The sequence below is a fragment of the Curtobacterium sp. NPDC089991 genome (assembly GCF_044748425.1).
Taxonomy (GTDB): Bacteria; Actinomycetota; Actinomycetes; order Actinomycetales; family Microbacteriaceae; genus Curtobacterium.
The window spans coordinates 186,284-204,101 of the sequence record NZ_JBIVGB010000005.1; the positions used below are offsets into that span (position 1 = coordinate 186,284).

Below are 17,818 nucleotides of genomic sequence, written 5' to 3' on the forward strand. Positions count from 1 at the left end.
TGTCGGGCGGACACGCTACGGGGCGCCCACTGGGAAGGCGACGGTCCTGCGTTCTCCGGACGTCGGGGAGCAGGGGTAGCGCTCCCGAACGCGACGAAGCCCCCGCGACCTGGGTCGCGGGGGCTTCGTGGTGACGCGGGGTCCTACTTGGTGTCGTCGCTCTTCTCGGCGGCGTCGGCCTCGACCTCGGCGGCAGCCTCGGTCTCGGTCTCCGACTCGACCGGCGCGGACTCCTCGGTGGTCTCGGTCGCCTCGACCGGGGCCTCCTCGGTGGTCTCGTCGGCAGCCGGCTCCTCGACCGGAGCGGCGGCGGCCGGAGCCGCGGTGCGCTTCACCGGGGCGGGCGTGCCCGACACCGGCTCGAGGACGAGCTCGATCGACGCCAGCGGGGCGTTGTCGCCCTTGCGGAAGCCGAGCTTCGTGATGCGGGTGTAACCGCCCTGACGGTCCTCGACCTGCGGGGCGATCTCCGTGAACAGCGTGTGCACGACGGACTTGTCGCGCAGGGTCGCGATGACCCGACGACGAGCGTGCAGGTCGCCGCGCTTCGCGAACGTGATGAGCCGCTCGGCGACCGGACGGAGGCGCTTGGCCTTCGTCTCGGTGGTCGTGATGCGGCCGTGCGTGAAGAGGGCGTTGGCGAGGTTGCTCAGGAGCAGGCGCTCGTGAGCGGGACCGCCACCGAGGCGGGGGCCCTTGGTGGGCTTCGGCATGTCAGTTCTCCAGTGGTGAAAGTGGTGCGCGCGGTGTCAGCGCGCTTGCGCGTGAGCGCGAGATCAGTTGTTGGACTCGTCCTCGTCGTACCCGCTGTAGAAGTGGGCGCCGTCGAATCCGGGGACGGTGTCCTTGAGGGACAGGCCGAGCTCGGTGAGCTTGTCCTTGACCTCGTCCACCGACTTCTGACCGAAGTTGCGGATGTTCATGAGCTGCGTCTCCGACAGGGCGACGAGCTCGGACACCGTGTTGATGCCCTCGCGCTTCAGGCAGTTGTAGCTGCGGACCGACAGGTCGAGGTCCTCGATCGGGGTCTGCAGCTCGTTCGACAGGACAGCGTCGACCGGCGCGGGGCCGATCTCGATGCCCTCTGCGGCCGTGTTGAGCTCGCGAGCGAGCCCGAACAGCTCGACCAGCGTGCGACCGGCCGACGCGATGGCGTCGCGCGGCGTGATCGCCGGCTTCGACTCGACGTCGACGACCAGGCGGTCGAAGTCCGTGCGCTCACCGGCACGCGTCGCCTCGACGCGGTAGGTGACCTTGAGGACCGGCGAGTAGATCGAGTCGATCGGGATCTGACCGGCCTCGGAGAACTCGGAACGGTTCTGCGTGGCCGAGACGTAGCCGCGGCCGCGCTCGATCGTGAGCTCGAGCTCGAACCGCGCGGTGTCGTTCAGGGTCGCGATGACGAGTTCCGGGTTGTGGATCTCGACGCCGGCCGGAGCGGAGATGTCCGCTGCGGTGACCTGACCGGCACCCTGCTTGCGCAGGTACGCGGTGATCGGCTCGTCGTGCTCGCTGGAGACGACGAGGCTCTTGATGTTGAGGATGATCTCGGTGACGTCTTCCTTCACACCGGGAACGGTGCTGAATTCGTGGAGGACACCGTCGATGCGGATGCTGGTGACAGCCGCGCCGGGGATCGAGGAGAGGAGCGTGCGGCGCAGCGAGTTGCCGAGGGTGTAACCGAAGCCCGGCTCGAGCGGCTCGATGACGAAGCGCGAGCGGTGCTCGGAGATCGACTCCTCGGTCAGGGTGGGGCGCTGTGCAATGAGCACTGTGGGATTCCTTTCGGCGAAGTGTCCGCTATATGACACTTGGCGGTACGACGGGGCCGCGTGGGCCCCGACGGGTCTGTTGAGTTGTGATCACGCGCACCGATGTGCGCGATCGAACGACCAGGAATGGCCGCGGGCCCTGCCCGACCCCGTCAGGGGACGAGCAGGGCGCGGCCGGTTGCTCCTCGCGTCAGACGCGACGACGCTTCGGCGGGCGGCAACCGTTGTGCGCCTGCGGAGTGACGTCGTTGATCGAACCGACCTCGAGGCCAGCGGCCTGGAGCGAACGGATCGCGGTCTCGCGGCCCGAACCCGGACCCTTCACGAAGACGTCGACCTTCTTGACGCCGTGCTCCTGCGCCTGACGCGCAGCGGACTCGGCGGCGAGCTGCGCCGCGAACGGCGTCGACTTGCGCGAACCCTTGAAGCCCACGGCACCCGAGGACGCCCAGCTGAGGACGGCACCCGACGGGTCGGTGATGCTGACGATCGTGTTGTTGAACGTGCTCTTGATGTGGGCCTGGCCCACTGCGACGTTCTTCTTCTCCTTGCGGCGCGGCTTGCGCGCGGCAGTCTTGGGGGTAGCCATCGGGGTCTCCTATCGAGCCTTCTTCTTGCCTGCCACGGTGCGCTTCGGTCCCTTGCGGGTACGCGCGTTGGTCTTGGTGCGCTGACCGCGCACCGGGAGACCACGACGGTGGCGAAGACCCTCGTAGCTACCGATCTCGACCTTGCGACGGATGTCGGCTGCCACCTCGCGGCGGAGGTCACCCTCCACCTTGAAGTTGCCCTCGATGAAGTCACGGAGGGCGACGAGCTGGTCGTCGGTCAGGTCCTTGACGCGGATGTCACCGGAGATACCGGTCTCGGCGAGTGCCTGGACCGCGCGGGTACGGCCGACGCCGTAGATGTACGTGAGTGCGATCTCCACGCGCTTCTCGCGCGGGATGTCGACGCCTGCTAGACGTGCCATGTGATGGCTGCTCCTGTTGTCGATGGAGGTGTGGAGCAGTACCGGTGCCCGGGCCTCCGACCCGAGGTGTCCCCCGGCCGTCGTGCGACCGGGTTCTGGTACTGCGTTGTCGATCTTCAGTTGTGGGTCGTGCTCGAGCAGCCTGCTGTCCGAGGGACAGCGTCGGCGCCGGTCACGCGCCCGGGACTAGCCCTGGCGCTGCTTGTGACGCGGGTTGCTCTTGCAGATCACCATGACGCGGCCCTTGCGGCGGATCACTCGGCAGTGCTCGCACATGGGCTTGACGCTGGGGTTGACCTTCATTGTTCTTTCCTCGTGCTCGCTGGCTTCGTGCGCGGCAGGATTGCCGAGCCGTTCCTTTCCAGCTCGCGGATCACTTGTAGCGGTAGACGATCCGGCCGCGGGTCAGGTCGTACGGGCTCAGCTCCACGATCACGCGGTCCTCGGGGAGGATGCGGATGTAGTGCTGGCGCATCTTCCCGGAGATGTGCGCGAGGACCTTGTGTCCGTTCGTCAGCTCAACGCGGAACATCGCGTTGGGCAGAGCTTCGAGCACCGAGCCTTCGATCTCGATGACGCCGTCTTTCTTGGCCATAGCCTCACTGTCGCTTGGTTGTGGAACAGGTGTGATCCCCGAACCGGTCTGCGGGTCGGTCGCCACACCCGAGAGGGCATGACACACCAAAGATCGATCTTATGTGGTAAACCCGCAATTGCCAAGTGCAGGCGCGGCACGCCCCCTCACCTGGGGCTTCCGCGAGCACGCCTGAGTGTTCCACAGTGGTTTGACGGCGTGCTCCGGGCCGGAGCTTGTGCCCGGACCGTAGCGTTGCTCCGCAGCCACGTCCGCCGCCCACGTACCCTGCGCGGACCACCGAACGGAGACCACGTGCCCGACGCCACACGACGCCCCTTCGCCGCACACGGCAAGCAGGCCCGCCGTCGCGGCTGGACCACGCTCGTGACCGTCGTGGCCTCGGCGCTGGCCGTCGTGCTCGTGAGCGGGACGAGCGTCGCCGCCATCGCCGGCGCCCAGCTGGCGACCGCACCGCAGACCGTGCAGCTCAGCACCGACGACCAGAGCACCGCGAAGACCGCCGACATCACGGCGATCAAGGGCGGGGCGAACATCCTGCTCATCGGCAGCGACACCCGCGTCGGACAGTTCGACTCCGACGAGGACGTCGAGGGCGCCCGCAACGACGTCACGATGCTCATCCACATCTCCGAGGACCACCAGCAGCTCACCGCGGTCAGCTTCCCCCGCGACCTGATGGTCCCGATCCCGGCCTGCACCAACCCCGCGAGCGGGACGACCTACCCGGCCTCGACCTCCGCCATGTTCAACACGGCGCTCGGCAACGGTGGTGTCTCGTGCGTCGTCGACACCGTCGAGAACCTCACCGGCCTGAGCATCCCCTACGCCGGGCTCATCACCTTCGACGGCGTGATCGAGATGTCGAACGCCCTGGGCGGCGTCGACGTCTGCGTCGCGGAGCCCATCGACGACACCTTCACCGGTCTGCACCTCACCGCCGGCTCGCACAACCTCGAGGGCTCCGACGCCCTCGCTTTCCTGCGCACCCGCCACGGCGTCGGCGACGGCAGCGACCTGGCCCGGATCAGCTCGCAGCAGGTGTTCCTGTCGGCGCTGCTCCGCAAGGTCACCTCCGACGGGACCCTGTCGAACCCCATCACGCTCTACAAGCTCGCCGGCGCGGCCCTGTCGAACATGACGCTGTCCGACGGCCTGGCCCAGACCCGCACCCTCGTCGGCCTCGCTTCGGCACTGCGCGGCATGAGCACCGCCAACATGCTCTTCGTGCAGTACCCCGTCGCCGACGACCCCGACGACAGCGCGCGGGTGATCGTCGACCAGGAGACCGCCCACACGCTCAACGTGGCGCTGCAGAACGACGTGAAGTCCTCGCTGAGCGACTCGAGCACCGGGCGCGCCTCCGAGGAGTCACCGACCGCCGGGGGCACCGCGACGACCGCACCGTCGACCGGCACCACGCCGTCCGACACGTCGTCGTCCGCATCGAGCGGCGCATCGTCGGGGACGTCGTCCGCGCCGAGCTCGTCGGCCACGAGCACGGCGACGTCGACCCCGCTGCCCTCGTCGATCACCGGACAGAGCGCCTCCGAGCAGACCTGCTCCGTCGGCAACTGACCGCACCCCAGACGCCGTCGTCCTGGCACGACACCCCCGAACGCACGAGACGCCGCCGGATCCGACGGCATCTCGGCGTCTTGCCGGCGTCTCCGCACGACGACGGCGTCTCTCGCGGCCGTGGACGTGGGACCGCCAGGCGCGCGCTGCGGGACGGAGCTGCGCCGAGCCTCCCGGTCGGGGTGTGCGGCCGGCAGTGGCGTGTCGGACTGGAGGCCCGTCCTACGGGATCGGGACGGGCGTCACGCCCAGCGGGGCCAGGCCCGCAGCGCCGCCGTCGGCGGCCGTCAGGACCCACACGCCGTCGGCGTGCACAGCGACACTGTGTTCCCAGTGCGCGGCGTCCTTGCCGTCCATCGTGCGGACGGTCCAGTCGTCGTCGTCCGTCGAGCTGTCGATCGTGCCCGCGGTGACCATCGGCTCGATGGCCACCACCAGGCCGGGCTTCACCGCCGGACCGGCACCGCGGACGCGGTAGCTGAAGACCGGCGGGTCCTCGTGCATGGAGCGACCGATGCCGTGCCCCGTGTAGTCCTCGACGATGCCCCAGGCGCCGGTCTCGTCGATCGCGTCCTCGACCGCGGAACCGACCTCGTGCAGGTTCTTCGCGTGGGCGAGCGCCGCGATGCCGTGCCAGAGCGAGCGCTCCGTGGTGTCGCAGAGCGTCTGGCGTGCTGCGGACACCTCGGCGTCACCACCGGGGACGACCGTGGTGAACGCGCTGTCGCCGTTCCAGCCGTCGACCTCGGCACCGGCGTCCACCGACACGATGTCACCGGGAGCGAGCACGCGGTCACCGGGGATGCCGTGCACGATCTCGTCGTTCACGGACACGCACAGCGTGTGCCGGTAGCCCGGCACGAGCTGGAAATTCGGGATCCCGCCGCCGTCGCGGATCGTCCGCTCGGCGATCGCGTCGAGCTCACCCGTCGTGATGCCGGGACGGATCGCCGCACGCACGGCGTCGAGCGCCTCGGCGGTCAGCAGCCCGGGGCGCACCATGGCGCGGAGCTCGTCCGGCGTCTTGTAGATCGAGGGCTTGCGGAAACGGACCACGCCGGGTCAGACGCCCGCGGTCAGCCCGCGAGCCGACAGCGCGGCCTGGATGCGGTCGCCGACCTCGTCGATCGCGCCGAGGCCGTCGACGTCGAGCACGAGACCGCGGTCGCCGTAGGCGCCGACGATCGGGGCGGTCTGCTCGGTGTAGACCTGCTGGCGACGACGGATCGTCTCCTCGTTGTCGTCACTGCGGCCCTGCTGCTCGGCACGCTTGAGCAACCGGCCGACGAGCTCGTCCTGGTCGGCGACGAGCTGCACGACCGCGTCGATCCCGGTGCCCTGCTCGGCGAGCAGCGCGTCGAGGTACTCGACCTGCCCGACCGTGCGGGGGTACCCGTCGAGCAGGAACCCCTCGGCTGCGTCGGCCTCGTTCAGGCGCGACTTCACGAGCTCGTTCGTCAAGGAGTCCGGCACGTAGTCGCCGGCGTCCATGATCGCCTTGGCCTGCACACCGAGCGGCGTGCCCTCTGCGACGTTCTTGCGGAAGATGTCGCCCGTCGAGACCGCCGGGATCCCGAAGGACTCGGCGATCCGTCCGGCCTGGGTGCCCTTCCCCGCTCCGGGGGGTCCGACGATGATGAGACGTGCGCTCAACGGAGAAGCCCTTCGTAGTGACGCTGCTGCAGCTGCGAGTCGATCTGCTTCACGGTCTCGAGACCGACACCCACGATGATCAGGATGCTCGCGCCACCGAACGGGAAGTTCTGGTTCGCGCCGAACAGCGCCAGTGCTGCCAGCGGGATGAGCGCGATGAAACCGAGGTAGAGCGAGCCGGGCAGCGTCACCCGGGTGAGGACGTAGTCGAGGTACTCGGCGGTCGGACGACCGGCACGGATGCCGGGGATGAACCCGCCGTACTTCTTCATGTTGTCGGCGACCTCTTCAGGGTTGAAGGTGATCGCCACGTAGAAGTACGTGAACCCGACGATGAGCAGGAAGTACAGCACCATGTAGAACAGGTTGTCGCCGGAGACGAGGTTGTTCTCGATCCAGGTGACCCACGCCGCGGGCTCGGAGCCGTCGGAGGGCTTGTTGAACTGCGCGACCAGGGCCGGCAGGTACAGCAGCGACGACGCGAAGATGACGGGCACGACGCCGGCCATGTTCACCTTGATCGGGATGTACGTGTTGTTGCCGCCGTACGTGCGTCGGCCCACCATGCGCTTGGCGTACTGGACCGGGATCCGCCGCTGCGACTGCTCGACGAACACGACGGCCATCATGATGACCAGTCCGACCAGGATGACGAACAGGAAGAGCTCGAACGACTGCGACTGCTCGATGGCCCAGAGCGCCGACGGGAACTGCGCCGCGATCGACGTGAAGATGAGGAGCGACATGCCGTTGCCGATGCCGCGCTCGGTGACGAGCTCGCCCATCCACATGATGAGGCCGGTACCGGCGGTCAGCGTGACGACCATGAGCATGATCGCGTACCAGCTGTCGTTCGAGATGATCGACGAGCAGGAGGACGACGCGTTCGTGCCGAAGAGGGCACCCGAGCGGGCGACCGTGATCAGGGTGGTGGACTGCAGCACGCCCAGCGCGATCGTGAGGTAGCGCGTGTACTGCGTCAGCTTCGCCTGACCGGACTGGCCCTCCTTGTAGAGGGAGTCGAAGTGCGGGATGACCACGCGCAGGAGCTGCACGATGATCGACGACGTGATGTACGGCATGATGCCGAGCGCGAAGACCGAGAGCTTCAGCAGCGCGCCGCCGGAGAACAGGTTGATCAGGTCGTAGAGACCGCCGGACGACGAGGCGCTGGCGAGACAGCTCTGCACGGCCGCGTAGTCGACGAACGGTGCCGGGATGTACGACCCGAGGCGGAACAGCGCGATGATCGCGAGGGTGAAGCCGATCTTCTTGCGAAGATCAGGGGTGCGCATGATGCGCGCGACCGCTCTGAACACGAGGACTCCGAACTTCTGGGACCGGGGCCGTCGATCGCGGCCGTTCCGGTGTCGGTCGGCAGGGCCGACCAGGCTGGCGGATGCCGGCCACTGTCAAGGAAACCGTAACGGCGGCCCGTGCGCAAACGCACGGGCCGCCGACGGGGGTTACTGGGAGACGGTGCCGCCAGCAGCCACGATCTTCTCGGCGGCGGACGCCGAGACCTTGTCGACCGTGACCGTGATCTTCACGGTGATGTCACCCTGACCGAGAACCTTGACCTTCTCGTTCTTGCGGACGGCGCCCTTGGCGACCAGGCCCGCAACGGTGACGTCGCCACCATCGGGGTAGAGCTCCGAGATCTTGTCCAGGTTCACGACCTGGTACTCGACCCGGAACGGGTTCTTGAACCCGCGGAGCTTCGGGGTGCGCATGTGCAGCGGCATCTGCCCACCCTCGAAGCCGACCCGGACCTGGTAGCGGGCCTTCGTGCCCTTGGTACCACGCCCAGCGGTCTTGCCCTTCGAGCCCTCACCGCGACCCACACGGGTGCGGTCCTTCTTGGCGCCCTCTGCGGGGCGGAGGTGGTGCAGCTTCAGCACCTGCACGCGCTCGTTCTTCTCGTCGCTCATGCGTCGACCTCCTCGACCTTCACGAGGTGCGCCACCGTTGCGATGTACCCGCGGTTCTGGGCGTTGTCCTCACGCTCGACCGTACGGCCGATGCGCTTGAGACCCAGGCTGCGGAGCGTGTCGCGCTGGTACTGCTTCTCGCTGATAACGGACTTGATCTGCGTGATCTTCAGCGTCGCCATCACGCACCTGCCTTCTCGGTCGCGGCACGCAGTGCTGCGGCCTCGGCCTGGAGCAGACGAGCCGGGACGACCCGCTCGACGTCGAGGCCACGACGGCTCGCGACGGCGCGGGGCTCCTCGAGCTGCTTCAGAGCCTCGACGGTCGCGTGCACGATGTTGATGGTGTTCGACGAACCGAGCGACTTGCTCAGGACGTCGTGGATGCCGGCGCACTCGAGCACGGCGCGGACGGGACCACCGGCGATGACACCGGTACCCGGGCCAGCCGGACGCAGGAGGACGACGCCAGCAGCGGCTTCACCCTGCACGGGGTGCGGGATGGTGTTGCCGACGCGGGGGACGCGGAAGAAGTTCTTCTTCGCCTCTTCGACGCCCTTGGAGATCGCCGTGGGGACCTCCTTGGCCTTGCCGTAGCCGACGCCCACGAGGCCGTTGCCGTCACCCACGACGACGAGCGCCGTGAAGCTGAAGCGACGACCACCCTTGACGACCTTCGACACGCGGTTGATGGTCACCACGCGCTCGAGGAACTGGCTGTCGCCACCGCGGTTGTTGCGGTCGCGGCCCTGCTGACGGTCACGACCGCCACCACGACGGCCACGGTTGTCAGCCGAGTCGCGGTTGTTCGATGCGGAACCGGCAGCGGTCTCGACGGGACGCTCGGCGACGGCAGGTGCCTCCGCCTCCTTGCCCTTCGCGGCGGTGTCGGTGCCCTCAGCGGCTGCCTCGGTGGCCTCGGTGGCCTCCGTGCTCGCCTCGGTGGTCTCGACGGCGTCCGTGGCCTCGGCGGCCTCGGTCTTGGCGTCTTCGTTGGTGTTCGCGTTGTCGCTCACAGGTTCAGCCCTCCTTCACGGGCACCATCGGCGATCGCGGCGACGCGACCGGCGTACTTGCTGCCACCGCGGTCGAAGACCACGGCCTCGACGCCAGCCGACTTCGCGCGCTCGGCGAGGAGCTCACCGACGCGACGGGCCTTGGCGGTCTTGTCGCCGTCGAACGAGCGGAGGTCTGCCTCCATCGTCGAGGCGCTTGCGAGGGTGTGACCCTTCGCGTCGTCGATGACCTGCACGAACACGTGACGCGACGAGCGGGTGACGGCGAGACGGGGACGAGCCTCGGTGCCGGTGATCTTCTTGCGGAGACGGTTGTGACGACGCGCCTTGGCGGCCGCCTTGCTCTTGCCTCGTGTCTTGAGGAGTCCCATGATCACTTACCTGACTTTCCGGCCTTGCGGCGCACGTTCTCGCCGGCGTAACGGACACCCTTGCCCTTGTACGGCTCGGGCTTCCGGAGCTTCCGGATGTTCGCCGCCACTTCGCCGACTGCCTGCTTGTCGATGCCGGCGACCGTGACCTTGTTGTTGCCCTCGACCGCGAAGCTGATGCCCGCGGGCGGCTCGACCGTGATCGAGTGGGAGTACCCGAGCGCGAACTCGAGGTTCGAGCCCTTCGCCTGCACGCGGTAACCGGTGCCGACGACCTCGAGGCCCTTGGTGTAGCCCTGGGTCACGCCGATGATGTTGTTGGCGATGAGGGTACGGGTCAGGCCGTGGAGCGAACGCGACTCGCGCTCGTCGTCCGGACGGGTGACGAGAACCTGGTTCTCCTCGACCTTGGCCTGGATGGGCTCCGCGATGACGAGCGCGAGCTCGCCCTTCGGGCCCTTGACCGCCACGCTCTGACCGTCAACGGAGACGGTCACGCCGGCGGGGATGTCGATGGGAAGACGTCCGATTCGTGACATTGTCGATCACCACACGTAGGCGAGGACTTCCCCACCCACGCCCTTCTGCTCGGCTTCGCGGTCGGTCAGCAGGCCGGACGAGGTCGAGAGGATCGCCACGCCGAGGCCACCGAGGACCTGGGGGATCTCCGTCGACTTCGCGTAGACCCGGAGGCCCGGCTTCGACACGCGCTTGATGCCGGCGATCGAACGCTCGCGCTCGGGGCCGTACTTCAGGTCGATGGTGAGGGTCTGCCCGACTCGGGCGTCCTCCACCTTCCACTCGCTGATGTAGCCCTCACGCTTGAGGATGTCGGCGATGTTCTTCTTGAGCTTGGAGCTCGGGAGCGCGACGGCGTCGTGGTGCGCGGAGTTCGCGTTCCGCAATCTGGTCAGCATGTCTGCGACCGGATCGGTCATCGTCATGATGTTCGTCCATTTCTCGCCTGGTTTCGACACCCGTTCCACGAATGCCGACCTGAGCGATCGAGTGATCCCGGGGCGGTTCCCCAGGATCGGTGTGTTCGTGCGTGCGGGCCGGAGGACGTGAATCCTCCGGCCCGCACCGCCCGAAGTAGTTTAGACCGTCTGCTCGTTGGAGCGGAACGGGAAGCCGAGCTGACGGAGCAGCGCGCGTCCCTCGTCGTCCGTCTTCGCGGTGGTGACGACAGTGATGTCGAAGCCGCGGACACGGTCGATCCGGTCCTGGTCGATCTCGTGGAACACGGACTGCTCCGAGAGACCGAACGTGTAGTTGCCGTTCCCGTCGAACTGCTTGTCGCTGAGACCGCGGAAGTCGCGGATGCGGGGCAGTGCGAGGGAGATCAGGCGGTCGAGGAACTCCCAGGCGCGGTCACCACGGAGGGTGACGTGCGCACCGATCGCCTGACCCTCGCGCAGCTTGAACTGCGCGATGGACTTGCGAGCGATGTTGACCTGGGGCTTCTGACCCGTGATCGCCGTGAGGTCCTTGATGGCCCCCTCGATGATCTTCGAGTCGCGAGCGGCCTCGCCGACACCGGTGTTCACGACGACCTTGACCAGGCCGGGGACCTGGTTGACGTTCGCGTAGCCGAACTGCTCGGTGAGCGTGGCCTTGATCTCGTCCTTGTACTTCTGCTTGAGGCGCGGCTGGGCCTTGGGGGCCTCAGTCGTTGCAGTCGTGTCAGTCATCAGAGCGTTTCACCTGACTTCTTGGCGTAGCGGACACGGACGGTCTTCTTGACCCCGCCCTTCTCCACCTCTTCGGTACGGAAGCCGACGCGGGTCGGCTTCTTCGTCTTCGGGTCGACGAGAGCGACGTTGGACACGTGGATCGAGGCTTCGTGCTTCTCGATGCCACCCGTCTTCGAGCCGCGCTGCGTCTGGCCGACGCGGACGTGCTTCGTGACGAAGTTCACGCCCTCGACGACGACGCGCTGCTTGTCCTTGAGGACCTCGATGACCTTGCCCTGCTTGCCACGGTCGCCGCCACGCTCCTGCGTCGCGCCCGTGATGACCTGGACGAGGTCACCCTTCTTGATGTTCGCCATGGCTTACAGCACCTCCGGCGCGAGCGAGATGATCTTCATGAACTTCTTGTCACGGAGCTCGCGACCGACCGGACCGAAGATGCGCGTGCCGCGCGGGTCGCCGTCGGCCTTGAGGATCACTGCCGCGTTCTCGTCGAACTTGATGTAGGAGCCGTCCTGACGACGGGTCTCCTTCTTGGTGCGAACGATGACCGCCTTCACGACGTCACCCTTCTTCACGTTGCCGCCGGGGATGGCGTCCTTCACCGTGGCGACGATGACGTCACCGAGACCGGCGTAGCGACGACCCGAACCACCGAGCACGCGGATGGTCAAGATCTCCTTGGCACCCGTGTTGTCGGCGATCTTCAGGCGGGATTCCTGCTGAATCACTGCTGTCTCCTATTCCGAAGCAGGCCGAGGCCTACTTGGCCTTCTCGAGGATCTCGACCAGGCGCCAGCGCTTCGAAGCGCTGAGGGGACGGGTCTCGCTGATCACGACGAGGTCGCCGACACCAGCGGTGCCGAGCTCGTCGTGGGCCTTCACCTTGGACGTGCGACGGATGATCTTGCCGTAGAGCGCGTGCTTCACGCGGTCCTCGACCTCGACCACGATGGTCTTGTCCATCTTGTCGCTGGTCACGTAGCCGCGACGCGTCTTGCGGTAGCCGCGAGTGAGGGCGGCGGAGGTCTTCTCTTCGTTCGCCATTACTTCTCCTCGGCGGTCTCGGCCTCGGTCGACTCAGCCGGCTTGTCAGCCTTCTTCGTCGTCTTCTTGGCCTTGGTGGCGGTCTCGACGGGCGCGGGAGTGGCACGGATGCCGAGCTCGCGCTCGCGGAGGACGGTGTAGATGCGAGCGATGTCGCGCTTGACGGCACGGAGACGACCGTGGCTCTCCAGCTGGCCGGTGGCCGACTGGAAGCGGAGGTTGAAGAGTTCCTCCTTGGCCTTCTTCAGCTCGTCAGCGAGACGCTCGTTCTCGAACGTGTCGAGCTCCGTCGGACGGAGCTCCTTGGAACCGATCGCCATTATGCGTCGCCCTCCTCGCGCTTGATGATGCGTGCCTTGAGGGGCAGCTTGTGGATTGCACGGGTCAGCGCCTCACGGGCGATGTCCTCGGTGACGCCGGAGAGCTCGAAGAGCACACGACCCGGCTTGACGTTGGCGACCCACCACTCGGGCGAGCCCTTACCGGAACCCATGCGGGTCTCAGCCGGCTTCTTCGTGAGCGGGCGGTCCGGGTAGATGTTGATCCAGACCTTGCCGCCACGCTTGATGTGACGCGTCATGGCGATACGAGCGGACTCGATCTGACGGTTGGTCACGTACGCCGGGGTGAGGGCCTGGATGCCGTAGTCGCCGAAGCTGACCTTGGTACCACCGGTTGCCTGACCCGAACGCTTCGGGTGGTGCTGCTTACGGTGCTTGACTCGACGGGGAATAAGCATGGTTACGCCTCAACTCCTGCGCCGGCCGGCGCGTCCTGCGGGGCCTGCTGCGGGCGGCGGTCACCGCGGTCGCCGCCACGACGGTCGCCGCCACGGTCGCCACGCTCACCGCGCGGGCCGCCACGACGCTCGGGGCGCGACGAACGCTGGTTCGCCTGCTCGCGAGCGAGCTCCTTGTTCGTGATGTCGCCCTTGTAGATCCAGACCTTCACGCCGATGCGGCCGAACGTGGTCCGGGCCTCGTAGAAGCCGTAGTCGATGTTCGCGCGGAGGGTGTGCAGCGGCACACGGCCTTCGCGGTAGAACTCCGAACGGGACATCTCGGCGCCGCCGAGACGGCCCGACACCTGGATGCGGACACCCTTGGCGCCGGCGCGCTGTGCACCCTGCAGGCCCTTGCGCATGGCGCGACGGAACGCGACACGAGCGGAGAGCTGCTCGGCGATGCCCTGCGCGACGAGCTGGGCCTCGGTCTCGGGGTTCTTGACCTCGAGGATGTTCAGCTGGATCTGCTTCTTGGTGAGCTTCTCGAGCTCACCGCGAACGCGCTCCGCCTCGGCGCCGCGGCGGCCGATGACGATGCCCGGACGCGCCGTGTGGATGTCCACGCGGACACGGTCACGGGTGCGCTCGAGCTCGATGCGAGCGACACCGGCGCGGTCGAGGGTCTTCTTCAGGTACTCGCGCACCTTGATGTCCTCGGCCACGTAGTCGGCGTAGCGCTGACCGGCCTTCTTGCTGTCGGTGAACCAGTGCGAGACGTGGTCCGTCGTGATCCCGAGACGGAAGCCGTACGGGTTGACCTTCTGGCCCATTAGTTGCTCGCCTTCTTGCTCGTCGCGGCAGCCTCGGCCTCTTCCGGCGTCGCGAGGACGACCGTGATGTGGCTGGTGCGCTTGTTGATGCGGAAGGCCCGGCCCTGGGCGCGCGGCTGGAACCGCTTCAGGGTCGTTCCCTCGTCGACGAAGACGCGGCTCACGTAGAGGTCGCGCTCGTCGAGGAAGCTGTTCGTCGAGTCAGCCTTCACCCGGGCGTTCGCGATCGCCGAGGCGACCAGCTTGTACACGGGCTCCGAAGCGCCCTGGGGGGCAAACTTCAGGATGGCGAGCGCCTCGTGGGCCTGCTTGCCGCGGATCAGCTCGATGACGCGACGGGCCTTCTGAGGCGTGACGCGGATGTGTCGCACGCGTGCGATCGACTCCACCATTTCGTTCCTCCTCTGCGTCCCCGCGTTAGCGGCGACGGCCCTTCTTGTCGTCCTTCACGTGACCACGGAAGGTGCGGGTCGGCGCGAACTCGCCGAGCTTGTGACCGACCATCGACTCGGTGACGAACACCGGGATGTGCTTGCGGCCGTCGTGCACCGCGATGGTGTGACCGAGCATGTTCGGGACGATCATCGACCGCCGCGACCAGGTACGGATCACGTTCTTGGTGTTGGCCTCGTTCTGCGTGACGACCTTGCGGAGCAGGTGCTCGTCGACGAAGGGGCCCTTCTTCAGACTGCGTGGCATCTTCTGAACTCCTACTTGCGCTTCTTGCCGGCGTTACGGCGACGGACGATGAGCTTGTCGCTCGGCTTGTTCGGCTTGCGCGTGCGACCCTCGGCCTGGCCCCAGGGGCTGACCGGGTGACGACCACCGGAGGTCTTGCCCTCGCCACCACCGTGGGGGTGGTCGACCGGGTTCATCGCGACACCACGCACGGTCGGGCGGACGCCCTTCCAGCGCATGCGGCCGGCCTTGCCCCAGTTGATGTTCGACTGCTCGGCGTTGCCGACCTCGCCGATCGTGGCGCGGCAGCGTGCGTCGACGTTGCGGACCTCGCCCGACGGCAGACGGAGCTGCGCGTAGGGGCCGTCCTTGGCGACGAGACGCACCGAGGCGCCAGCCGAGCGGGCCATCTTCGCGCCGCCACCGGGGCGGAGCTCGATGGCGTGCACGACGGTACCCACGGGGATGTTGCGCAGCGGCAGGTTGTTGCCGGGCTTGATGTCGGCGCCGGGGCCCTGCTCGATGACGTCGCCCTGCTTGAGCTTGTTCGGCGCGATGATGTACCGCTTCGTGCCGTCCACGTAGTGCAGGAGCGCGATGCGCGCAGTGCGGTTGGGGTCGTACTCGATGTGAGCGACCTTGGCGTCCACGCCGTCCTTGTCGGAGCGACGGAAGTCGATCACGCGGTACTGGCGCTTGTGGCCACCACCGATGTGACGCGTGGTGATGCGGCCGGAGCTGTTGCGACCACCGGTCTTCGGCAGCGGACGAAGCAGGGACTTCTCCGGAGTCGAACGGGTGATCTCAGCGAAGTCGGCGACCGACGAGCCGCGACGACCGGGGGTCGTCGGCTTGTAGTTACGAATAGCCATGATTTATCCCTCTGGTCCTCAGCCGACAGCCGTGAAGATGTCGATCGAACCGGACTTGAGCGTCACGATGGCGCGCTTGGTGTCCTTGCGCTTGCCGAGACCGAACTTGGTGCGACGGGTCTTGCCCGGGCGGTTCAGCGTGTTGATGCTCGCGACCTTGACCTCGAAGATCTTCTCGATGGCGAGCTTGATCTCGGTCTTGTTCGAACGGGGGTCCACGATGAACGTGTACTTGCCCTGGTCGATGAGCGCGTAGCTCTTCTCCGAGACGACCGGCGAGATGATGACGTCGCGCGGGTCCTTGTTGAAGCCGCTCATGCGGTGATCTCCTTCGCGGTCTTCGACGCGATGAAGGCGTCGAGGGCGCTCTTGCTGAAGACGACGGCGTCCGACTTGAGGACGTCGTAGGCGTTCAGCTGGCCGTACGAGAGCGCGTGGACGTTCGGCAGGTTGCGGATCGACTTGAGCGTCAGCTCGTCGTTCGACTCGAGCACGATCAGCACGTGCTTGACGGGCGCGACCTTCTCGAGGAGCGTGCGAGCGACCTTGGTCGACGGCACGTCGGCCTCGACGAAGCCGTCGACAGCCGAGATGCGGCCACCGCGGGCGCGGTCCGAGAGCGAGCCGAGCAGCGCTGCGGCGATCATCTTCTTGGGGGTGCGCTGCGAGTAGTCGCGGGGGGTCGGTCCGTGGACGACGCCACCACCGGTGTGCTCGGGAGCACGGACGGAACCCTGACGGGCGCGGCCGGTGCCCTTCTGCTTGAACGGCTTGCGACCGGCACCGCGGACTTCGCCGCGGTTCTTGGTCTTGTGGGTGCCCTGACGCGCGGCTGCGAGCTGCGCGGTGACGACCTGGTGGATCAGCGGGACGTTGGTCTCGACGTCGAAGAGAGCTGCGGGCAGCTCGACGGTGCCGGACTTGACACCCGATGCGTCGAGGACGTCGATCGTGGTTGCGGTCGTGGTGGCCATGATCACTTACCCTTCACGGCGGTGCGGACGAAGACGGAGCGGCCACGAGCACCGGGGACGGCGCCCTTGACGAGCAGCAGACCCTTCTCGGCGTCGACGGCGTGCACCGTGAGGTTGAGGACGGTCACGCGGTCGCCACCCATACGACCGGCCATGCGCATGCCCTTGAAGACACGCGACGGGGTCGAGGAAGCACCGATCGAGCCGGGCTTGCGGTGGTTGCGGTGTGCACCGTGCGAGGCGCCGACGCCGTGGAAGCCGTGGCGCTTCATGACACCGGCGAAGCCCTTGCCCTTGGAGGTACCGACGACGTCGACCTTCTGGCCCGCCGTGAACGTGCCGTCCACGGTGAGCTCCTGGCCGAGCGTGTACTCAGCGGAGTCGTTGGTCCGGATCTCGGTGAGGGTGCGACGCGGGGTCACGCCAGCGGCCTCGAAGTGGCCAGCGGCCGGCTTGTTGACCTTGCGCGGGTCGATGGCACCGGCGGCGATCTGGATCGCCTCGTAGCCGTCGCGCTCAGCGTTGCGGATCTGGGTGACCACGTTCGGGCCGACCTCGATCACGGTGACGGGGATGAACTTGTTGTTCTCGTCCCACACCTGGGTCATCCCGAGCTTCTTGCCGAGGAGGCCCTTGACGGTCTTGGTTGAGTTCGCCATTGGTCAGCCCCCTTACAGCTTGATCTCGATGTTGACGTCTGCCGGCAGGTCGAGTCGCATGAGCGAGTCAACGGCCTTCGGCGTCGGGTCGACGATGTCGATGACCCGCTTGTGCGTGCGCTTCTCGAAGTGCTCGCGCGAGTCCTTGTACTTGTGAGGGGAACGGATCACTGCGATCACGTTCTTCTCGGTGGGGAGTGGCACCGGGCCGACCACGGTTGCACCGGCACGGGTCACCGTGTCGACGATCTTCCGGGCCGACGTGTCGATGACCTCGTGGTCATACGACTTGAGCCGGATGCGGATCTTCTGTCCCGCCATGTGTCTCTTGTCCTCTCTCTGCGCCGCGCACCCGCAGGCCGCCTGACGCCGCTCGGCTCCGCATTGCTGCAGACCGTGCTGTTTTCCTGAACCAACCGGCCGCATCCGCTGGGGATGACCGCTGTTCACCTGTC

The 17,818-nt window shown here is 67.2% G+C and carries 30 protein-coding genes; 1 reads left to right on the plus strand and 29 read right to left on the minus strand.

The genetic code is table 11. From position 1 onward, the window contains the following. Nucleotides 1-143: 143 nt before the first annotated feature. The 6 genes from rplQ to infA form a co-directional block, all read right to left on the minus strand. Nucleotides 144-713 carry a 50S ribosomal protein L17 gene (gene rplQ, locus ACIPV1_RS15035; RefSeq protein WP_123293149.1) on the minus strand — a complete coding sequence of 190 codons (570 nt, stop codon included), beginning with the start codon at nucleotides 711-713 and terminating at the stop codon, nucleotides 144-146. 63 nt (nucleotides 714-776) lie between these two features. Beyond that, nucleotides 777-1,772 (minus strand): DNA-directed RNA polymerase subunit alpha, encoded by a 996-nt coding sequence (locus ACIPV1_RS15040; RefSeq protein WP_071259847.1) that lies wholly within the window; start codon nucleotides 1,770-1,772, stop codon nucleotides 777-779. A 190-nt stretch (nucleotides 1,773-1,962) separates the two neighbouring features. After that, nucleotides 1,963-2,361 carry a 30S ribosomal protein S11 gene (rpsK, locus tag ACIPV1_RS15045; RefSeq protein WP_017885507.1) on the minus strand — a complete coding sequence of 133 codons (399 nt, stop codon included), beginning with the start codon at nucleotides 2,359-2,361 and terminating at the stop codon, nucleotides 1,963-1,965. A gap of 9 nt (nucleotides 2,362-2,370) precedes the next feature. Then, nucleotides 2,371-2,745, minus strand: coding sequence for a 30S ribosomal protein S13 (rpsM, locus tag ACIPV1_RS15050; RefSeq protein WP_058728274.1), 375 nt, complete (start codon nucleotides 2,743-2,745; stop codon nucleotides 2,371-2,373). Between the two features lie 186 nt (nucleotides 2,746-2,931). Further along, the gene (gene rpmJ, locus ACIPV1_RS15055; RefSeq protein WP_071276701.1) at nucleotides 2,932-3,048 is read right to left on the minus strand and encodes a 50S ribosomal protein L36; all 117 of its coding nucleotides are present in this window, start codon (nucleotides 3,046-3,048) and stop codon (nucleotides 2,932-2,934) included. Between the two features lie 70 nt (nucleotides 3,049-3,118). Beyond that, nucleotides 3,119-3,340: a translation initiation factor IF-1 gene (gene infA / locus ACIPV1_RS15060; protein ID WP_017885509.1), complete on the minus strand. Its 222-nt coding sequence runs from the start codon at nucleotides 3,338-3,340 to the stop codon at nucleotides 3,119-3,121. Nucleotides 3,341-3,634: 294 nt separating this feature from the next. On the opposite strand from infA, the gene ACIPV1_RS15065 reads away from it, so the two are divergent. After that, complete coding sequence (locus ACIPV1_RS15065; RefSeq protein WP_402726736.1) at nucleotides 3,635-4,918, plus strand: LCP family protein; 1,284 nt, start codon at nucleotides 3,635-3,637, stop codon at nucleotides 4,916-4,918. Nucleotides 4,919-5,140: 222 nt separating this feature from the next. On the opposite strand, the gene map is transcribed toward ACIPV1_RS15065, so the two are convergent. From map to rpsJ, 23 genes are all read right to left on the minus strand, one after another. Next, nucleotides 5,141-5,920: a type I methionyl aminopeptidase gene (map, locus tag ACIPV1_RS15070; RefSeq protein WP_402726773.1), complete on the minus strand. Its 780-nt coding sequence runs from the start codon at nucleotides 5,918-5,920 to the stop codon at nucleotides 5,141-5,143. A gap of 60 nt (nucleotides 5,921-5,980) precedes the next feature. Next, entirely contained in the window at nucleotides 5,981-6,571 is a 591-nt protein-coding gene (locus tag ACIPV1_RS15075) for an adenylate kinase (protein WP_123293144.1), read from the minus strand. Beyond that, nucleotides 6,568-7,890, minus strand: a complete 1,323-nt coding sequence (gene secY, locus ACIPV1_RS15080) for a preprotein translocase subunit SecY (protein WP_111083457.1) — start codon at nucleotides 7,888-7,890, stop codon at nucleotides 6,568-6,570. The genes ACIPV1_RS15075 and secY overlap by 4 nt, the downstream gene beginning before the upstream one ends. A gap of 147 nt (nucleotides 7,891-8,037) precedes the next feature. After that, on the minus strand, nucleotides 8,038-8,502 hold the full coding sequence (rplO, locus tag ACIPV1_RS15085) for a 50S ribosomal protein L15 (protein WP_027466723.1): 465 nt from the start codon (nucleotides 8,500-8,502) through the stop codon (nucleotides 8,038-8,040). Beyond that, on the minus strand, nucleotides 8,499-8,684 hold the full coding sequence (gene rpmD / locus ACIPV1_RS15090; RefSeq protein ID WP_173168934.1) for a 50S ribosomal protein L30: 186 nt from the start codon (nucleotides 8,682-8,684) through the stop codon (nucleotides 8,499-8,501). The genes rplO and rpmD overlap by 4 nt, the downstream gene beginning before the upstream one ends. Further along, nucleotides 8,684-9,517, minus strand: a complete 834-nt coding sequence (gene rpsE / locus ACIPV1_RS15095; protein ID WP_402726737.1) for a 30S ribosomal protein S5 — start codon at nucleotides 9,515-9,517, stop codon at nucleotides 8,684-8,686. The genes rpmD and rpsE overlap by 1 nt, the downstream gene beginning before the upstream one ends. Next, nucleotides 9,514-9,888, minus strand: a complete 375-nt coding sequence (gene rplR / locus ACIPV1_RS15100) for a 50S ribosomal protein L18 (protein WP_031259041.1) — start codon at nucleotides 9,886-9,888, stop codon at nucleotides 9,514-9,516. The genes rpsE and rplR overlap by 4 nt, the downstream gene beginning before the upstream one ends. 2 nt (nucleotides 9,889-9,890) lie before the next feature. Then, complete coding sequence (gene rplF / locus ACIPV1_RS15105; RefSeq protein WP_111083459.1) at nucleotides 9,891-10,427, minus strand: 50S ribosomal protein L6; 537 nt, start codon at nucleotides 10,425-10,427, stop codon at nucleotides 9,891-9,893. Between the two features lie 6 nt (nucleotides 10,428-10,433). Next, nucleotides 10,434-10,832, minus strand: a complete 399-nt coding sequence (gene rpsH / locus ACIPV1_RS15110; RefSeq protein WP_017885519.1) for a 30S ribosomal protein S8 — start codon at nucleotides 10,830-10,832, stop codon at nucleotides 10,434-10,436. A 153-nt stretch (nucleotides 10,833-10,985) separates the two neighbouring features. After that, nucleotides 10,986-11,579 (minus strand): 50S ribosomal protein L5, encoded by a 594-nt coding sequence (gene rplE / locus ACIPV1_RS15115; protein WP_111083460.1) that lies wholly within the window; start codon nucleotides 11,577-11,579, stop codon nucleotides 10,986-10,988. Further along, nucleotides 11,579-11,938 (minus strand): 50S ribosomal protein L24, encoded by a 360-nt coding sequence (gene rplX / locus ACIPV1_RS15120; RefSeq protein ID WP_111083461.1) that lies wholly within the window; start codon nucleotides 11,936-11,938, stop codon nucleotides 11,579-11,581. The genes rplE and rplX overlap by 1 nt, the downstream gene beginning before the upstream one ends. 3 nt (nucleotides 11,939-11,941) lie before the next feature. Beyond that, complete coding sequence (gene rplN, locus ACIPV1_RS15125) at nucleotides 11,942-12,310, minus strand: 50S ribosomal protein L14 (protein WP_111083462.1); 369 nt, start codon at nucleotides 12,308-12,310, stop codon at nucleotides 11,942-11,944. A gap of 31 nt (nucleotides 12,311-12,341) precedes the next feature. Beyond that, the gene (rpsQ, locus tag ACIPV1_RS15130) at nucleotides 12,342-12,626 is read right to left on the minus strand and encodes a 30S ribosomal protein S17 (protein WP_111083463.1); all 285 of its coding nucleotides are present in this window, start codon (nucleotides 12,624-12,626) and stop codon (nucleotides 12,342-12,344) included. Next, on the minus strand, nucleotides 12,626-12,946 hold the full coding sequence (gene rpmC / locus ACIPV1_RS15135; RefSeq protein WP_111083464.1) for a 50S ribosomal protein L29: 321 nt from the start codon (nucleotides 12,944-12,946) through the stop codon (nucleotides 12,626-12,628). The genes rpsQ and rpmC overlap by 1 nt, the downstream gene beginning before the upstream one ends. After that, nucleotides 12,946-13,365 carry a 50S ribosomal protein L16 gene (gene rplP / locus ACIPV1_RS15140; RefSeq protein WP_111083465.1) on the minus strand — a complete coding sequence of 140 codons (420 nt, stop codon included), beginning with the start codon at nucleotides 13,363-13,365 and terminating at the stop codon, nucleotides 12,946-12,948. The genes rpmC and rplP overlap by 1 nt, the downstream gene beginning before the upstream one ends. A gap of 2 nt (nucleotides 13,366-13,367) precedes the next feature. Beyond that, complete coding sequence (rpsC, locus tag ACIPV1_RS15145) at nucleotides 13,368-14,180, minus strand: 30S ribosomal protein S3 (RefSeq protein ID WP_017885527.1); 813 nt, start codon at nucleotides 14,178-14,180, stop codon at nucleotides 13,368-13,370. After that, complete coding sequence (gene rplV / locus ACIPV1_RS15150; RefSeq protein WP_111083466.1) at nucleotides 14,180-14,572, minus strand: 50S ribosomal protein L22; 393 nt, start codon at nucleotides 14,570-14,572, stop codon at nucleotides 14,180-14,182. Before rplV ends, rpsC begins: the two co-directional genes overlap by 1 nt. Before the next feature lie 25 nt (nucleotides 14,573-14,597). Next, nucleotides 14,598-14,879 (minus strand): 30S ribosomal protein S19, encoded by a 282-nt coding sequence (gene rpsS / locus ACIPV1_RS15155; RefSeq protein ID WP_017885529.1) that lies wholly within the window; start codon nucleotides 14,877-14,879, stop codon nucleotides 14,598-14,600. Between the two features lie 11 nt (nucleotides 14,880-14,890). After that, nucleotides 14,891-15,730, minus strand: coding sequence for a 50S ribosomal protein L2 (gene rplB / locus ACIPV1_RS15160; RefSeq protein WP_111083467.1), 840 nt, complete (start codon nucleotides 15,728-15,730; stop codon nucleotides 14,891-14,893). Between the two features lie 18 nt (nucleotides 15,731-15,748). After that, a complete protein-coding gene (gene rplW, locus ACIPV1_RS15165) occupies nucleotides 15,749-16,048 on the minus strand; it encodes a 50S ribosomal protein L23 (RefSeq protein WP_111083468.1) in 300 nt (99 codons plus the stop codon). After that, the gene (gene rplD, locus ACIPV1_RS15170) at nucleotides 16,045-16,704 is read right to left on the minus strand and encodes a 50S ribosomal protein L4 (protein WP_111083469.1); all 660 of its coding nucleotides are present in this window, start codon (nucleotides 16,702-16,704) and stop codon (nucleotides 16,045-16,047) included. The genes rplW and rplD overlap by 4 nt, the downstream gene beginning before the upstream one ends. A gap of 2 nt (nucleotides 16,705-16,706) precedes the next feature. Beyond that, nucleotides 16,707-17,363, minus strand: coding sequence for a 50S ribosomal protein L3 (gene rplC / locus ACIPV1_RS15175; protein WP_027466731.1), 657 nt, complete (start codon nucleotides 17,361-17,363; stop codon nucleotides 16,707-16,709). Nucleotides 17,364-17,375: 12 nt separating this feature from the next. Then, nucleotides 17,376-17,684, minus strand: coding sequence for a 30S ribosomal protein S10 (rpsJ, locus tag ACIPV1_RS15180; RefSeq protein ID WP_017885534.1), 309 nt, complete (start codon nucleotides 17,682-17,684; stop codon nucleotides 17,376-17,378). Between the last annotated feature and the right edge of the window lie 134 nt (nucleotides 17,685-17,818).

Coding starts and splice junctions, on each gene's coding strand:
- rpsH (WP_017885519.1), bottom strand. CDS start 10,832: ATGACGATGACCGATCCGGTCGCAGACATGCTGACCAGATTGCGGAAC.
- rplE (WP_111083460.1), bottom strand. CDS start 11,579: ATGACTGACACGACTGCAACGACTGAGGCCCCCAAGGCCCAGCCGCGC.
- rplO (WP_027466723.1), bottom strand. CDS start 8,502: ATGAGCGACGAGAAGAACGAGCGCGTGCAGGTGCTGAAGCTGCACCAC.
- rpsJ (WP_017885534.1), bottom strand. CDS start 17,684: ATGGCGGGACAGAAGATCCGCATCCGGCTCAAGTCGTATGACCACGAG.
- rpsQ (WP_111083463.1), bottom strand. CDS start 12,626: ATGGCGAACGAAGAGAAGACCTCCGCCGCCCTCACTCGCGGCTACCGC.
- rpmD (WP_173168934.1), bottom strand. CDS start 8,684: ATGGCGACGCTGAAGATCACGCAGATCAAGTCCGTTATCAGCGAGAAG.
- rpsC (WP_017885527.1), bottom strand. CDS start 14,180: ATGGGCCAGAAGGTCAACCCGTACGGCTTCCGTCTCGGGATCACGACG.
- rplV (WP_111083466.1), bottom strand. CDS start 14,572: ATGGTGGAGTCGATCGCACGCGTGCGACACATCCGCGTCACGCCTCAG.
- rplW (WP_111083468.1), bottom strand. CDS start 16,048: ATGAGCGGCTTCAACAAGGACCCGCGCGACGTCATCATCTCGCCGGTC.
- rplC (WP_027466731.1), bottom strand. CDS start 17,363: ATGGCGAACTCAACCAAGACCGTCAAGGGCCTCCTCGGCAAGAAGCTC.
- map (WP_402726773.1), bottom strand. CDS start 5,920: ATGGTGCGCCCCGGGCTGCTGACCGCCGAGGCGCTCGACGCCGTGCGT.
- rplD (WP_111083469.1), bottom strand. CDS start 16,704: ATGGCCACCACGACCGCAACCACGATCGACGTCCTCGACGCATCGGGT.
- rpmC (WP_111083464.1), bottom strand. CDS start 12,946: ATGGCGATCGGTTCCAAGGAGCTCCGTCCGACGGAGCTCGACACGTTC.
- rpsS (WP_017885529.1), bottom strand. CDS start 14,879: ATGCCACGCAGTCTGAAGAAGGGCCCCTTCGTCGACGAGCACCTGCTC.
- infA (WP_017885509.1), bottom strand. CDS start 3,340: ATGGCCAAGAAAGACGGCGTCATCGAGATCGAAGGCTCGGTGCTCGAA.
- rplX (WP_111083461.1), bottom strand. CDS start 11,938: ATGGCGAACATCAAGAAGGGTGACCTCGTCCAGGTCATCACGGGCGCG.
- rpsK (WP_017885507.1), bottom strand. CDS start 2,361: ATGGCTACCCCCAAGACTGCCGCGCGCAAGCCGCGCCGCAAGGAGAAG.
- rplR (WP_031259041.1), bottom strand. CDS start 9,888: ATGGGACTCCTCAAGACACGAGGCAAGAGCAAGGCGGCCGCCAAGGCG.
- rplP (WP_111083465.1), bottom strand. CDS start 13,365: ATGCTTATTCCCCGTCGAGTCAAGCACCGTAAGCAGCACCACCCGAAG.
- rpsM (WP_058728274.1), bottom strand. CDS start 2,745: ATGGCACGTCTAGCAGGCGTCGACATCCCGCGCGAGAAGCGCGTGGAG.
- rplB (WP_111083467.1), bottom strand. CDS start 15,730: ATGGCTATTCGTAACTACAAGCCGACGACCCCCGGTCGTCGCGGCTCG.
- rplF (WP_111083459.1), bottom strand. CDS start 10,427: ATGTCACGAATCGGACGTCTTCCCATCGACATCCCCGCCGGCGTGACC.
- rpmJ (WP_071276701.1), bottom strand. CDS start 3,048: ATGAAGGTCAACCCCAGCGTCAAGCCCATGTGCGAGCACTGCCGAGTG.
- rplQ (WP_123293149.1), bottom strand. CDS start 713: ATGCCGAAGCCCACCAAGGGCCCCCGCCTCGGTGGCGGTCCCGCTCAC.